Raw genomic sequence first — 13146 nt, 5'->3', positions numbered from 1 at the left:
AGCTGGCTGCTCGGATGTGCTGACTAGTCTCAGAGTCATGGGATGGATCAAGGATGCCAAGGCGAACACGCTTGGCGCAGAGGCGCGGAAAGCGTTCGAAGATGGGGATTGGTACTTCGCGCCACGGCTTAACTCTCCGGCGACCGCTCACCAGCTCTCCGGCAACATCGGCGACTGGACCATGATGCTCGAATCCATCGCCAAGGCGGGTTGGGTTCTCCAGCACTGGAGTGTCGCTCAGGACAAGCATGGCCGGCCTGAGGCATACCCGCTGTTCGTGCGACGTCAGTAGCGCCTGTGACGTCGGGAGGGGCGACGAGGCGCCGATCCCGTCCGCCATTGAACGGCGCGGGTCACCGATCCCGGTGGAAGAGGTGATCCTCGGCAAGCACCATGAAATGCCAGCTGGCGTCGCGACGGCCGGCGCGGGGTGCGGGGCCGTTGAACTGGCTGAGGAGAGCGGGACCCCCGAAACGGTGGATCTCGGTGTTGATTGCGACCTGCTCACCGCACCAGGTGAAGTTCGTCGCCCACCTCGTGCATAGCCCGGGCCGAGCCTGACAGCAGCAGCGTGTCGGCGTGTTCGGTAGCTCGCAGCTGGTGGCGCTCGCGTTCCCACTCCTTCGCTGACTGCCGTTCCCCCGGTTGGAGGCGCGGAGCTGGCGTCCGCATGGTGGCGAGAGCGCCGACCTTGAGCCCACGTCGCACGCTGGATCGCAGGGTCGGCCAAGCGGACGGCCGGAGCGCCGTATCGCTGCGCGCGATCACCAGGTCGGCCAGTCCCTGACCGTCGGCCCAGTAGGTGACGGCTTCGCTCCGGACGTTTTCCCGCAAGGGCAGGTACACCAGGGAGTGTGGGCTGGCGGCGGCCAACCGGACCAATGCACCGAGGCGCAGCAGATCTGCCTGAGAGCCGATCAGCGCGCCGCTGTGGTGCCACAGGACCTTGGTGATGTGCATGCGACGCAGCGGAGTCGCCGGAACGAGGACGCGCCGCAATGAGCTCTCGCCAGGCAAGTCGTGAACGCGCATCCGTATGCGCATTCTTCCCACAGCTGGCGCATCGACCATTAGCGCACCGTAGGGCAGTATTTTTCCGTCTTCAAGAGAATTACCGTTTACGCCCAGCCGTAGAGCTACCACCTGTGCTGTGGGCGCGACCGCTTCTCATTCCGACTGCACCACGGTGAAAGGTGGCCGTACGCCCTCGGTGAGCTCGGCCGCCGCTTCGAGGGCCATCACCGCGCGTTCCCGGCTGCTGATCGGCGCCCGGGCCGTGGAGTGCAGCGAGCCCAGAGCGACCAGATAGCCGGACCCCACCGCGGCATAACCCGAGATCGTGTGCCCGATCTGATAGTCGTCGCCGACGACGTACAGTCGGCCGTGAATGCCGACGAGGAACTGTCCGCCCTGTTCCTGGCCGTTCTCGGTTTTCGCGTAGCCGCCCGTGGAGAGGCACTCGCGGACCGCCTCGATGAACGTGGTCACCATGAACCGGTCGACGTCCCAGGTGTCGGGTTCGCCGACGTCCAGGGAGTAGCGCAGGAGCTGGCCCATCCGATAGCTGGTCGTGAAGCCCATCAGGTAAGGCCCCACTTGAAACACCTTGGAATCCGACCGCACCGTGACGTGCCATCCGTCGCTTCCCGCCGAGTCCCCGCCAATGGTGACGGCAGTGCCATCCGTAATCCCGACGATGCACGTCATGACGCCGCTCTCCATGGCCGCCGAGCTCATGCCAACCACTCGGCGTAAGCGTATCCGCCGCCGACAATGCCCGATCTGAGCTGCACGGCGACAATCCGCCGTTGGTGTTGACGCCTTCGGTTCGGGGGTGCGTATGCTCCCGCCGTGCCGCTGACCTCGCCTGAACCCCCGCTCGACCTGGTGCGATTGTTTCCCGGCGTCGAGGCCTTCGCGCGGACCGCTACGCGGCTGCACCCGAGGCCAGGGGCTCCCGGCATTGCGGACAGCCACGTCGGCGGGATGCTGCTGTGGCCCAAGGACGAGCCCTGGCCGACCTGTCCGGGACCACACGTCGTCCCGACCGAGACCCCGGTGCCGCCGCAGTTCGCCGCGCAGCTGCGGATGCCGGGCCCCGAAGTGCTGGAGGGGCTGGCGCGGATGGTCACCGGGTTCGCCGGGATCCGGACGACCGAAGCCGGGACCGTCCTGCTGGGCACTGAAATCGTGTCGGAGCCGGCCGCGAGTCCGCTGGTACCCGTGGCGCAATTGCACGCCGCCGATGTGCCCGATCTCCGGTGTCCCGCCGGTACCGATGTGCTGCAGGTGCTGTGGTGCCCCAACGAGCACCCCACCGATGCCCCGGCGGGTCCACCGGTGCTGCTGAAATGGCGGGCGGCGTCAACCGTTGTCGACCAGCTCGACGCGGCTCCCGCACCGCTCGTCGTGAGCGAGGAGACGTACCTGCCGAATCCGTGTGTGCTGCATCCCGAACAGGTCACCGAATATCCCTGGTGGCAAGAGCTACCGAATGACCTCGGACGCCGGATAAGGGACTTCGACGACACACTTGGCTATGGCGAGCACGGCTATTTCTCGGTGTCACACGCGCCGGGATGGAAAGTCGGCGGCTGCCCGAGCTGGGACATCACTGATCTGGTTCCGATGGACTGCCCGCATTGCCGTCAGTCGATGGACATCCTGCTGACGGTGGACTCGACCGAATCCGGAACCAATCAGGCCTGGCGCCCCGTCGAGGACTCCCATCTGCAGCCCTCGCACATCGACCCGGAATGGGCGGCCGCCTACGAACCCACCGGCGTTTCCGTGGGCCGCCACGGCCAGCTGCGCATCTTCGTCTGCCTGACGTGCCCGGACACTCCCATTCGGCAGAATCTGCAGTAGTGCGAGGGTGAGGACCATTTTTCGGTACGGCCGAGAGCTGCCGGCGGTGAGGTCTTGTCACGGCCCAGGTGGCGGTAGCGGGTCCGCGTCCGGGGCGCGGTCGCAGATCAGCCACGTCCGCAGTCGACAACGGAGCCGCGTCGTGCCGAGGAAGTCACGCCACCAGGTACGCGGCCAGCCGCTCGGCGAGCTGTTTCGGGTGGCTGAGCGAAACACAATGGCCGCCGTCGATCTCGTCCGGCACGAGGCCCAGCCGGTCGGCGGCCACCCGGCGCTGGAAGTCGGGTAGGAAGAATCGGTCATCGCGGGCGAGGAGCACCCTCGTCGGCACGTCCGGCCAGGCGTCCAGCGGCCACGGCTCGCCGCCTTCGGCGCTGACCTGGTCCCGGCTGTGTTCCGCGGCCGCGGCGACGATCTCAGCCGGCACGCCGTTGAAGAACTGCTGTTCCTCGCTGAGCCCTTCGGCACCGTGATAACCGGTGTTGCCCCACCAGTCCGCGGGCTTCTCTCCGGGCTTCGGGATCATCGGCGTGAGCAGGACGATCATCCGTACCGGCAGCTTGCCGGCGACCAGCGGGGCGGTGAACCCGCCGTAGGAGTGCCCGACGACCACCAGGTCACTGCGGTCACCAATCGCAGCGACGACCGTGTCGCAGAACTCGGCGAACCCCGCCGACCTGTCCTCGATCGGCAGCTCTGGCACCACCACGTCGTGACCGAGAGCGGTCAGTTCAGGCACCACCAGATGCCAGTCCCACGCACTGCCGCCGCCGCCGTGAATCAGAACAAACGTCGCCATGGCAAAAGCCTTGCATGTGTACGACGGACCGGCGACCCCGCCGCGCCCGTCCCGTCAACCGCCCAAGACCTCACGCAGCAGGGCGGCAATTGTGCGCCAAGCGCTCGGTCTGAAATTTAGCGGTGAGACGCGGCGACGGGTGGGTCACTTGGTGAGCCTGGTCATGAGCCGGCCCATCAGTGTCCTCGCCCAGGGGTGGTACCGCGTGTTCTGGAAGGCCGTCACGCTCCATCCGGATCCATCGTGCCGGAGAACCGTGGTGTTGGTGGAGAGCCGCTTCGCGGACGGCGTCGTGCGGTTCTTCTGCCACCGCATGATGATCCCGGCCCGCTGCACGACGATCGCGGTGTCGGGAGCGGGAAAGTGCACGGTTCGTTCGACCACGGTCAGCCGGGAGCCCTTCATGATCCCGGCGAAGAGCGGCCGGTGCCCGTCGGCGATCTCGTCCCGCCCGGTCATGACGGTACCGTCGAACGCCACGTAGGTCGCATCCGCGGAATGCAGGGCGGCGTAAGCGGCCGCATCGCCGTCACGCCAGCTGGACTCCAAGGCGGTGAGTACGCCGGGCACGCTCGAGTGGGTGGTGGCGGTCATCTGCCCCTCCTGATTTACTTAGATGCATCGTAGTAATTGCTACGCCGAATCTAAGTATTGGCGGGTCGAGTGTCAACACCGGACGGACATGCCGAGCGCCATCTCGGCCGGGATCTCAGCAGCGCGGTCGTCCTGTACCACCAGGCCGTGGCGGCGCGCCTGGGGCTGTCGGCGGGCGACCTGAAGACCTTGGAGTTGATTGCCACGCACGGGCCGTTCAGCGCGATGGAGCTGGCCCGGCGCCTCGGTCTGACCGCCGCCGGGATCACCAGCGTCATCGGCCGCCTCGCCGCCGGTGGACACGTCGTACGAGAGACTGATCCGAACGACCGGCGGCGTGCCGTGATCCGGGCGGCGGACACGGACCATCCGGAGCTGGCCGAGGCGTTCGCCCGCCTCGGCGGCGCGCTCGGTGGTCTCATCGCCGAGTATGACCAGTCGCAGCGAGCCGCGATCGTGAGCTACCTGAACCGCATGATCGGCGTCCTGCGGGAGCAGACGATCCTGCTCGGCCCTGGCTGAGCAGACACGCCGAGACGCCCGCCAGTCCCGTGAAACTCGATGTCCGCATCTGCCGCCGAGCGCGGGAGCGCCGGTCTTCCCATGAGCGGCTGTCGGCGCCGTGCGATACGTTCTCCGGGATGCGTGCGATACGTTCTCCGGGATGACTGCCAGCGATCAGCGTCCCCTGCTCTTCCTGGACGTCGACGGCCCGCTGATCCCGTTCCGCTCCCGGCCGACCCAGCGCGTGTCCGTCACCGATCAGCCCGGCAACCCGCTGCTGGATCGCCTCGACCCGGCCGACGGACGCCGGCTGCTGGCCCTTGGCTGCCGGTTGATGTGGGCCACCACCTGGATGTCCGACGCGAACGACGTCGTCGCGCCCCGGCTCGGCCTGCCGCCGCTGCCGGTCGTCGACTTCCCGGACGAGGGCATCCCCGAGCGCGGCCTGCACTGGAAGACTATGTCCCTCATCCGTCGGGCCGCCGGCACCCCGTTCATCTGGCTCGATGACGAGATGACCGAAGCCGATCAGCGCTGGGTCCGCATTCACCATCCGGGACCGGCCCTGCTGCACCAGGTGGATCCGCTGATCGGCCTCACCGACACCGACTTCGCCACGCTCCGCCGCTGGCTCGCCGACCGAATCGGCCCATGACGCGCCGCGTTGGCCATGACCGCGCTGAGGTCACCGTCGCCTGTCGGTCGCTGCCGTCAAAGACCGATTTTGTACGCAGTGAGCACCGCCGGCCGGCAGGCCACTAAGGGGCATTCCGGGTGGAGCTAGCTCTACCTTCGATCGGTGGGCTGGCATCATCGTGAAGTTTGCTGGTGATCCGTACGGTCGTGGCATGGATCGACCAACGGGGGCTGCGGATGCTGGACCACCTCATGCCTCTGCTCACCTCACCGTGGCTGTACGTGATCGTGTTCGTGAGCGTGGCGATCGACGGATTCTTCCCGGTCGTGCCGTCCGAGGCCGTGTTGATCGGTGCGGCCGCTCTGTCGGCGACCGGTTCCCCGCACGTGGCGGGGCTGGCCGCGGCCGCGATGTCCGGCGGCGTGGCCGGCGACCGGATCTCCTACCTGATCGGCCGGCGCATCGCCCGGCGCGACCCCGCCCAGCGCCCGGGCTCACACGCTGACTCGAAAGCGGCCCGCGCCCGCGCGAAGGCGAAACAGGCCCTGCTCCGGCACGACGGCGCCGCGATCCTGGTCGGCCGGTTCCTGCCCTACGGCCGGGCGGCCACCACCGTGACCTCCGGCGTGGTCCGGCTGCCGATGCGGCGGTTCCAGCTGTTCAGCGCGCTGGCGAGCGTGGCCTGGGCGATCTACGTGATCACCCTGGGCCGGCTGGGTGGCGCGGTCTTCGCCCACTCACCGCTGCTGGGCGCCCTGGCCGGAATGCTGCTCGGCGTCGTCCTGGCCGCCGTGTGCGGCGTGGTGGAGAAACGCCGAAAGCACCAGTTCGGCGGCTGGCCGCCAGGGGTGTCTCGAGGGCGCGGAGACACCCCTGAGAGCCAGCCGGGGCCTGAGGCGCGCTGCGGTCCGGGGTCGAGCGGCGATCGCGAACTGGTCACGGGCGGCTGCGACTCGAACTGAAAGCGCGGCCGCATCAGCTCGCGAGCCGGGGAGGCGAGGCCGCGCTGGACCGTGAGGTGGTCAGGGGTGGGGGAGGTCCTCCGGGGTGGCCTGGGCGGCGGTGCCGCCGGCTGCTCGGGTGCTCAGGGAACCGGCGACCGCGGCCCAGCTGACCGCCGACGGCAGGTCGCGGCCGCTCAGGCGGGCTGCCAGGAAGCCGGCGTTGAAGCTGTCCCCGGCTCCGACCGCGTCCACCACCTGCACCGGGACGCCCGGCGCGGTGCACGAACCGCCCGGCCACCACGCTTGCGCACCGCGGGCGCCGTCCTTCATCACCACGGTGGCGCCGTTCGCCACCAGCTGCTCCGCGGCCTCTGAGGGCGAGGTCGCGCCGGTGACCGCCAGCAGCTCGGCGGCGTTCGGGAGGAACACGTCGGTGTGCGGGAGGATCTCCGGCATCCAGGACCACTCGCCGGTGGGGTCCCAGTTGGTGTCCAGGGACGTGGACACCCCGGCGGCACGGGCGGCCGCGAACACTCCGGCCAGACCGGCGGCTAGGACGGGCTGCAGGTAGAGGGAAGCCACGTGCACGTGCCGGGTGCGGGACAGCAGGTCGGCGGTGACGTCCGACGGGCGCAGGGCGGCGATGGTGCCGGGCAGGGTGAGCATGGCGCGGTCGTCGGGCTCGGCGAGGACCACGGTCAGCCCGGTCGGGGTGTCCCCGGACTCCACGGCGAGCACCTGCACACCCAGGGACGCCAGTTGGTCGCGGACCAACGTACCGAAAAAGTCCTTGCCGACCGCGGTGAGCAGCGCGGTCCGCAACCCTAGCCGCGCACAGCCCGCCGCAGTGATCGCGGCCGAACCGCCGAGGACCAGGTCGGCGCCGGTGAGCAGTTGTTCCTGCTGGCCGAAGCGCGGGCGCACGTCGCCGCGCAACAGCAGGTCCGGGTTGGCGTCGCCGACGACCAGCACGTCGAACTCGGGCATGCGTGCTCCAGATGTTCATATGGACAATCGATCAGCACCATACGCGCACGAACGGCTATTGACACATGCGCGTTCGATCAGTTGGAATCGTGCCAACGATCGTCGCCCAGCCGGTATCCAGTCCGGCAGTCAGGCGCCAGGGCCGCTCCATCCGGCCCGAGGCGGGGCAGATCCGGCAGCGGAGCCCTGACCATGATCGTTACTGTCACCCTGAATCCCGCGCTCGACCTGACCTATCCGGTCGGCGCGCTGGTCCCGCATCGCACCCACCGGGTCACCGGGGTCGCCGAACGTGCCGGCGGCAAGGGGCTCAACGTGGCCCGGGTGCTGCACGCGCTCGGCGAACCGGTGCTGGCCACCGGCCTGCTCGGCGGGCCGTCCGGCGCGGTGGTCGCGTCGCTGCTGGCCGCCGAGGGGGTGCCGGCGTCGTTCGTGCCGATCACCGGGGACACCCGCCGTACCGTCGCGGTCGTCGACCCCGGCGGCGCGACCGGTTTCTGGGAGCCCGGGCCGGTGATCCCGGCCGCCGAGTGGTTGCGGTTCGTCGACCACTTCCGCGAGCTGGTCGGCCGAGCCGCGGTGGTCACGCTGTGCGGTTCGCTTCCGCCGGGTCTGCCGATTGACGCGTACGCGGTACTGAGCCGCCTGGCCGCCGCCGAGCACGTACCCGTGCTGCTGGACACCAGCGGCCCGGCGCTGCGGCACGGTCTGGCGGCCGCGCCCACCGTGGCCAAGCCGAACGCCGAGGAGCTGGCCGAGCTGGGCCCGATCACCGCGCCGACCGGCGGGGCGCTGGTCGTCTCGCACGGACCCGAAGGGCTGCACGCGATCACACCGGACGGGGAGTTCCGGTGCGCGCCACCCCATCCGGTCGACGGCAACCCGACCGGTGCGGGAGACGCGTGCGCGGCGGCGCTGGCTCGAGGGCTGCGGGACGGAGTGGGCTGGCCGGAGTTGCTCGCCGATGCGGTGGCGCTGGGTGCCGCTGCGGTGGCGAGCCCGGTCGCCGGCTCCTTCGACCCCGATGTCTACCGTTCAACGCGCGCGGCGCTCGCCGTGACCAGTGGCGGTGCGGCGTGCTGACCCGGGCCGCGCTCGCCGCCGTCGTTGTCGGCGCTGGCGGTGCCGCGTGCTGACGCCGACCGGGGAGATCGTGATGGCGGCTCGGGCGCGGGGCGGTGCCGCCGCCGCGTTCAACGTGATCACCGTTGAGCACGCCGAGGCGATCGTGACCGGGGCCGAGGCGGCCGGGCGCCCGGTGATCCTGCAGATCAGTGAGAACGCGGTCCGGTTCCATCACGGCCGGCTCGCCCCGATCGCCGCGGCCGCCGTTGCCGTGGCGCGGGCGTCCACCGTGCCGGTCGCGCTGCACCTCGACCACGTCGAGTGCGCCGAGCTGCTGGACGAGGCGGCGCCGAACGGATTCGGGTCGGTGATGTACGACGCGTCGCGGATGTCGTACGCCGACAATGTCGCCGCCACCGCAGCGGCAGCAGCCCGCTGCCGAGCCCTGGGACTGTGGGTGGAGAGCGAGCTGGGCGAGGTCGGCGGTAAGGACGGCGCGCACGCTCCCGGGGTGCGGACCGATCCCGACGAGGCGGCCGCCTACGTCGCGGCGACCGGGGTGGACGCGCTCGCGGTCGCGGTCGGTTCCGCGCACGCGATGCGGGAACGGACCGCGCGCCTGGACCACGAACTGATCGCGCGGCTGCACGCGGCCGTGCCGGTGCCGCTGGTCCTGCACGGCTCGTCGGGCGTCCCGGACCGCGAGCTGACCGCCGCGGTGTCCGGCGGCATGGCAAAAATCAACATTGGTACGGCGTTGAACACGGCCTTCACCGCCGCGGTCCGGGCGACCCTGGCCGGGCGACCCGAGCTGGTCGACCCGCGCAAGTACCTGACCCCGGCCCGGATCGCGATGGCGGACACCGTCACGGCCGCGCTGCGTCTGCTGACCCCGCTCTGATCGGCCTCGACGGGTGGGCGATTGGTGATATTTTGGACTACCGATCTGCCCGTCGCCGACCTTCCTGGAGCAGGCATGAGTGACCAATCGCCGGACCCCGCTGTCGCCCGTCGCCGACTGTTGCAGCTGGCCGGGGCGGGTGGGGCCGGCGTCCTGCTGACGGCGTGCGGCTCCTCGTCGGACGACACCGACGACGCCGCGGTCAGCACGACGACGCCGGCCACCACGGAGACTTCCGCGGCGAGCGGCGCCGGGGACAGCGCGGATGTGGTGGCGGCGGTCGCGGACGTGCCGGTCGGTGGGGGTGTGATCGGCACGGATCTGGTCGTCACCCAGCCGACTGCCGGGGCGTTCAAGGCGTTCAGCAAGGTGTGCACGCACCAGGGCTGCCCGGTCAGCTCGATCACCGGCGACAAGATTAAGTGCAAATGCCACAACAGCCAGTTCTCCATCAAGGACGGCTCGGTGGTGCAGGGGCCGGCGACGAAGGCGCTCAGCGAGGTGGCCGTCAAGGTCAGCGGCACCAACGTGGTCAAATCCTGACCAGGTGGGTGTGTGCCTGTCTCTCTTGCGGTGGGCGGGTGGCTGGGGTGGCCAGCCAGGCGGGGTAGCCGTTGGTTGCGGTCCGCGACGCCGCTCGAGGCGACCAGCTTGGGCGGTGCGGCTGGTTGTGGTGGCCGTTATGGCGGGTGCGGAAGGGCCGTGAGGGCCAGCTGGAGCGGGGAGCGGCGGCTGGCCGGGGTCAGCGGGCGCCGTTGAAGGTGACGCGCAGGGTGTAGACCGACGTGCCGGCCGTGATGAACAGGTGGTTGAGAGCCGGGCCGCCGAACGTCAGGTTGGCGACCGACTCGGGTAGCAGCAGTTTGCCGATCAGCGTGCCGTCCGGGGCGAAGCAGTGCACGCCGTCCCACGCGGCCGCCCAGATGCGGCCCGCCGCGTCGGCGCGCAGGCCGTCGAAGCGGCCGTAATCGCAGGTGGCGAAGATCTTCCCGCCGGTCAGTGTGCCGTCGGCGGTGACGTCGAAGACTCGGATGTGGCTGGGTTCCTGGCGGGTGTCGGCGATGAAGAGTTGCTGCTCGTCGGGGGAGAAGGCCAGGCCGTTCGGGCGGCAGAAGTCGTCGGCGACGATGCGCAGGTCGCCGGTGGCCGGGTCGAGGCGGAAGACGTAGCAGGCGCCGCCGAACTCGCTGTCCGCCTTGTGGCCCTCGCAGTCGCTGGCGATGCCGTACACCGGGTCGGTGAACCAGATCGTGCCGTCGGAGCGGACCACCACGTCGTTCGGGCTGTTCAGGCGTTTGCCCTGATAGGAATCGGCCAGCACGCCGACCGCGCCGCTGGTCTCGTCCCAGCGCATCAGCCGGTCGTTGGGGATGTCGCTCCACACCAGATAGCGGCCGGCCGGGAAATATGCCGGGCCCTCGGTCTTGCGGGCGCCGGTGTGCAGCTGTTCCACCACGAAGTCGCCGTCGAGGTAGCGGAACCGTTCGTCGACCATCTTGAATTCAGCGAGAACCATGGATTGAATCGTAGCCATACCGAACCTGGTACGGTCAAGGCCGTCTTTTGGCGAACATCATTAGGAGTACGGGTGGATGAGGTGGATCGGCGGCTGCTCGTGCAGTTGCAGGAGGACGCGACGCGGTCCTATGCCGAGCTGGGCCGGGCGGTGGGACTCTCCGCGGCGTCGGCGCACGACCGGGTCCGCAAGCTGCGCGAGCGTGGCGTGATCCGCCGGACCACCGTCGAGGTCGACCCGGCCGCCGTGGGCCGCGGGGTCGCCGCGTACGTGATGATCGACGCCGGGGCGTGGATGGGTGATCCGCCGACCCGGGACGCGCTGCTCGCGATCCCGGCGATCCAGGAGGCGCACGTGGTGGCCGGTGCGTCGTCGCTGCTGGTCAAGGTGCGCACGGCGACCACCGAGGAGTTGCAGGCGACGCTGCGGGGGATCTACGCGATCGCCGGGGTGAGCGGCACGCAGACGGTGGTGGTGCTGGAGACGTTCTTCGAGCGCCCGATCGATCTCGGTTAGTTCTTGTCAGTGCGCTTGGCGTAGGCGCGCGCGGCCCGGGCCCGGTCGCCGCAGCGCACCGAGCACCACTGGCGCCGGCCGCTGCGCAGCAGGAACCGCTGGCACGGGCGGGAGTCGCAGGCCGTCAGGCGTTCCGCGTCCGCGCCGGTGAGCAGATCGGCGACGTCGGCGGCGAGCAGGCCGAGGGCGTGGTCGACGACCTGGTCGGTGGGGTGTGGCGTGGCCCGGTGCAGGCCGCGGGCCGGATCCCAGCGCAGCTCGTTCGCGGTCGGCACCCGGCTGAGCGCGGTATTGATGGCGCTCAGCGCCGCTGCCGGTGGCTCGGTCCCGTGCGCGCGTGCTGCGAGCAGCTCGCGGATCTGCTCGCGGAGACCGCGCAGGCGCCCCGCGCAGATCTCCCGTAGCTCGGCGTCCGCCGGAACGAGCTGCCGCTCGACCAGCCAGTGCGTCGCCGCCTCGGGGGTGTCGAGCAGGTCGACGGGCGGGCCGCCGGGGACGGCGAGGCGGCTGTTGGCGAGGTCCAGGCCCGGGTGCCGGTCCGCCCCCGGCGCAGTGTCAATCACGTTTCTCACGGTACTGGTTGCGCTCATCCGTGACAAACGGCTAGCGTCACGGATGAAACCACTGCTATCCGTGAGGTATCCATGATTTCCGTCAAGGTTCTTGGTGGTCCGACCGCATTTTTTGAGTACGGTGGCCTGCGCTTCCTCACCGACCCGACGTTCGACGAGCCCCGCAGCTACCCCTCGCCGAGCGGCACCACGCTCGTCAAGCTCGCCCCCGCCGCCGCCCAGCCGTCGGAGCTCGGCCGGATCGACGCGGTGCTGCTCTCGCACGACGAGCACGCCGACAACCTGGACGACTCCGGCCGGGCGCTGCTCGCCGACGTACCGGTGACGCTGACCACGCCCAGCGGCGCGGCACGCCTCGGCGGCACCGCCCGCGGTCTGGCCCCGTGGGAGTCCACCCGGCTCGGCGCGGTCACGGTCACCGGTGTCCCGGCCCGGCACGGCCCGGAGGGCTGCGAGCCGCTCACCGGCGACGTCACCGGCTTCGTGCTGACCGGCGACGGCCTGCCGACCGTCTACGTCAGCGGCGACAACGCGTCCCTGGAGATCGTCGAGGCGATCGCCGCACGGTTCGCGCCGATCCACACCGCGATCCTGTTCGCCGGCGCGGTCCGCACCGGGCTCTTCGACGGTGCCCTGCTCACCCTGGACAGCGAGCAGGCCGCCGAGGCCGCGCGCATCCTCGGCGCGGAGCAGGTGGTGCTGGTGCACTTCAATAGCTGGGCGCACTTCACTGAGGGCCACGACCCGCTGGTCAAGGCGTTCACCGCGGCCGGCCTACTGGACCGCGTCCAGCTCTAGGCCACCCACCACCAGCCGTCGCCCAGCTCGCGTCGCGGCCGGCCACGGTCGCCGTCGGCTGTGGCGGCGAGTTCGGTGCGGTGCGAGCTGACCTGGTACTCGGCGTAGTCGACCTGGGAACTCTGCCGCAGGGTGAATGCCATGCCGGCGGCGGCCAGGGCCAGGCTGACCAGGGCGACTCCCCACGACCGTTTCATGCAGGCGACCAGGATGGTCGTGGTCGACACCAGCGCGGCGAACAGCAGGGCCGACAGCCAGATCGGCAGGCTCAGATACGCCCCGCCGAAGCGCGGGTCCTGGGTGAGCCAGACGAGCGGTACCAGCAGCAGCCAGCCGGAGCAGCTGAGAGCGGTCTGCAGCAGGCCGCGCCGGCTCCACAAAGCCGTCCCGGGGTGTGGTCGGAGGGTCATGCCGACGACTCTGGCGTCCCCGGCCGCCCCGGTGG

18 protein-coding genes are annotated in these 13146 nt (G+C 70.1%); 10 read left to right on the top strand and 8 right to left on the bottom strand.

Features of this window, described 5'->3' with window-relative positions; translation table 11 throughout:
• Positions 1–37 precede the first annotated feature (37 nt).
• Positions 38–292: a hypothetical protein gene (locus tag ADL15_RS38620; protein WP_067702312.1), complete on the top strand. Its 255-nt coding sequence runs from the start codon at positions 38–40 to the stop codon at positions 290–292.
• 212 nt (positions 293–504) lie between these two features.
• On the opposite strand, the gene ADL15_RS38615 is transcribed toward ADL15_RS38620, so the two are convergent.
• Together ADL15_RS38615 and ADL15_RS38610 are read right to left on the bottom strand one after the other, a co-directional pair.
• Positions 505–960 (bottom strand): hypothetical protein, encoded by a 456-nt coding sequence (locus tag ADL15_RS38615; protein WP_157441859.1) that lies wholly within the window; start codon positions 958–960, stop codon positions 505–507.
• 207 nt (positions 961–1167) lie between these two features.
• Positions 1168–1596 carry a hypothetical protein gene (locus ADL15_RS38610; protein WP_232344812.1) on the bottom strand — a complete coding sequence of 143 codons (429 nt, stop codon included), beginning with the start codon at positions 1594–1596 and terminating at the stop codon, positions 1168–1170.
• 255 nt (positions 1597–1851) lie between these two features.
• Here ADL15_RS38610 and ADL15_RS38605 point away from each other — a divergent pair, with 255 nt between their 5' ends.
• Positions 1852–2868, top strand: a complete 1017-nt coding sequence (locus tag ADL15_RS38605; protein WP_157441858.1) for a YwqG family protein — start codon at positions 1852–1854, stop codon at positions 2866–2868.
• 154 nt (positions 2869–3022) lie between these two features.
• Here the strand turns inward: ADL15_RS38605 and ADL15_RS38600 are convergent, their stop codons facing one another.
• Both ADL15_RS38600 and ADL15_RS38595 read right to left on the bottom strand, forming a co-directional pair.
• Positions 3023–3667: an alpha/beta fold hydrolase gene (locus ADL15_RS38600; protein WP_067702308.1), complete on the bottom strand. Its 645-nt coding sequence runs from the start codon at positions 3665–3667 to the stop codon at positions 3023–3025.
• Positions 3668–3811: 144 nt separating this feature from the next.
• Positions 3812–4261 (bottom strand): SgcJ/EcaC family oxidoreductase, encoded by a 450-nt coding sequence (locus ADL15_RS38595; RefSeq protein WP_067702305.1) that lies wholly within the window; start codon positions 4259–4261, stop codon positions 3812–3814.
• 69 nt (positions 4262–4330) lie between these two features.
• On the opposite strand from ADL15_RS38595, the gene ADL15_RS38590 reads away from it, so the two are divergent.
• From ADL15_RS38590 to ADL15_RS38580, 3 genes are all read left to right on the top strand, one after another.
• Positions 4331–4783, top strand: a complete 453-nt coding sequence (locus ADL15_RS38590; RefSeq protein WP_067702302.1) for a MarR family winged helix-turn-helix transcriptional regulator — start codon at positions 4331–4333, stop codon at positions 4781–4783.
• A 142-nt stretch (positions 4784–4925) separates the two neighbouring features.
• Positions 4926–5420: an HAD domain-containing protein gene (locus ADL15_RS38585; RefSeq protein ID WP_067702299.1), complete on the top strand. Its 495-nt coding sequence runs from the start codon at positions 4926–4928 to the stop codon at positions 5418–5420.
• Positions 5421–5608: 188 nt separating this feature from the next.
• Positions 5609–6364: a DedA family protein gene (locus ADL15_RS38580; RefSeq protein WP_198171197.1), complete on the top strand. Its 756-nt coding sequence runs from the start codon at positions 5609–5611 to the stop codon at positions 6362–6364.
• Between the two features lie 60 nt (positions 6365–6424).
• Here the strand turns inward: ADL15_RS38580 and ADL15_RS38575 are convergent, their stop codons facing one another.
• Positions 6425–7333, bottom strand: a complete 909-nt coding sequence (locus tag ADL15_RS38575; protein ID WP_067702293.1) for a carbohydrate kinase family protein — start codon at positions 7331–7333, stop codon at positions 6425–6427.
• 192 nt (positions 7334–7525) lie between these two features.
• Here ADL15_RS38575 and ADL15_RS38570 point away from each other — a divergent pair, with 192 nt between their 5' ends.
• From ADL15_RS38570 to ADL15_RS38560, 3 genes are all read left to right on the top strand, one after another.
• Positions 7526–8416, top strand: coding sequence for a 1-phosphofructokinase family hexose kinase (locus ADL15_RS38570; RefSeq protein WP_067702290.1), 891 nt, complete (start codon positions 7526–7528; stop codon positions 8414–8416).
• Between the two features lie 46 nt (positions 8417–8462).
• Positions 8463–9299, top strand: coding sequence for a class II fructose-bisphosphate aldolase (locus ADL15_RS38565; protein WP_198171196.1), 837 nt, complete (start codon positions 8463–8465; stop codon positions 9297–9299).
• 75 nt (positions 9300–9374) lie between these two features.
• Positions 9375–9842 (top strand): Rieske (2Fe-2S) protein, encoded by a 468-nt coding sequence (locus tag ADL15_RS38560; protein WP_067702287.1) that lies wholly within the window; start codon positions 9375–9377, stop codon positions 9840–9842.
• 199 nt (positions 9843–10041) lie between these two features.
• On the opposite strand, the gene ADL15_RS38555 is transcribed toward ADL15_RS38560, so the two are convergent.
• Positions 10042–10815 carry an SMP-30/gluconolactonase/LRE family protein gene (locus tag ADL15_RS38555; protein WP_067702284.1) on the bottom strand — a complete coding sequence of 258 codons (774 nt, stop codon included), beginning with the start codon at positions 10813–10815 and terminating at the stop codon, positions 10042–10044.
• A 72-nt stretch (positions 10816–10887) separates the two neighbouring features.
• Between ADL15_RS38555 and ADL15_RS38550 the strand changes: the two genes are divergently transcribed.
• Complete coding sequence (locus ADL15_RS38550; protein ID WP_067702282.1) at positions 10888–11331, top strand: Lrp/AsnC family transcriptional regulator; 444 nt, start codon at positions 10888–10890, stop codon at positions 11329–11331.
• Here the strand turns inward: ADL15_RS38550 and ADL15_RS38545 are convergent.
• On the bottom strand, positions 11328–11921 hold the full coding sequence (locus ADL15_RS38545) for an ABATE domain-containing protein (protein WP_067702279.1): 594 nt from the start codon (positions 11919–11921) through the stop codon (positions 11328–11330). The two genes, ADL15_RS38550 and ADL15_RS38545, sit on opposite strands and share 4 nt — an antisense overlap.
• A 54-nt stretch (positions 11922–11975) precedes the next feature.
• Between ADL15_RS38545 and ADL15_RS38540 the strand changes: the two genes are divergently transcribed.
• A complete protein-coding gene (locus tag ADL15_RS38540) occupies positions 11976–12701 on the top strand; it encodes an MBL fold metallo-hydrolase (RefSeq protein ID WP_067702276.1) in 726 nt (241 codons plus the stop codon).
• Here ADL15_RS38540 and ADL15_RS38535 read toward each other — a convergent pair.
• Positions 12698–13111: a hypothetical protein gene (locus ADL15_RS38535; protein ID WP_157441855.1), complete on the bottom strand. Its 414-nt coding sequence runs from the start codon at positions 13109–13111 to the stop codon at positions 12698–12700. The genes ADL15_RS38540 and ADL15_RS38535 overlap by 4 nt on opposite strands.
• Positions 13112–13146 lie beyond the last annotated feature (35 nt).

This window comes from Actinoplanes awajinensis subsp. mycoplanecinus (genome assembly GCF_001509495.1).
Classification (GTDB): domain Bacteria; phylum Actinomycetota; class Actinomycetes; order Mycobacteriales; family Micromonosporaceae; genus Actinoplanes; species Actinoplanes palleronii.
The sequence above is the reverse complement of the archived record's forward strand: the minus strand, read 5'-3'. Positions and strand labels throughout refer to the sequence as shown.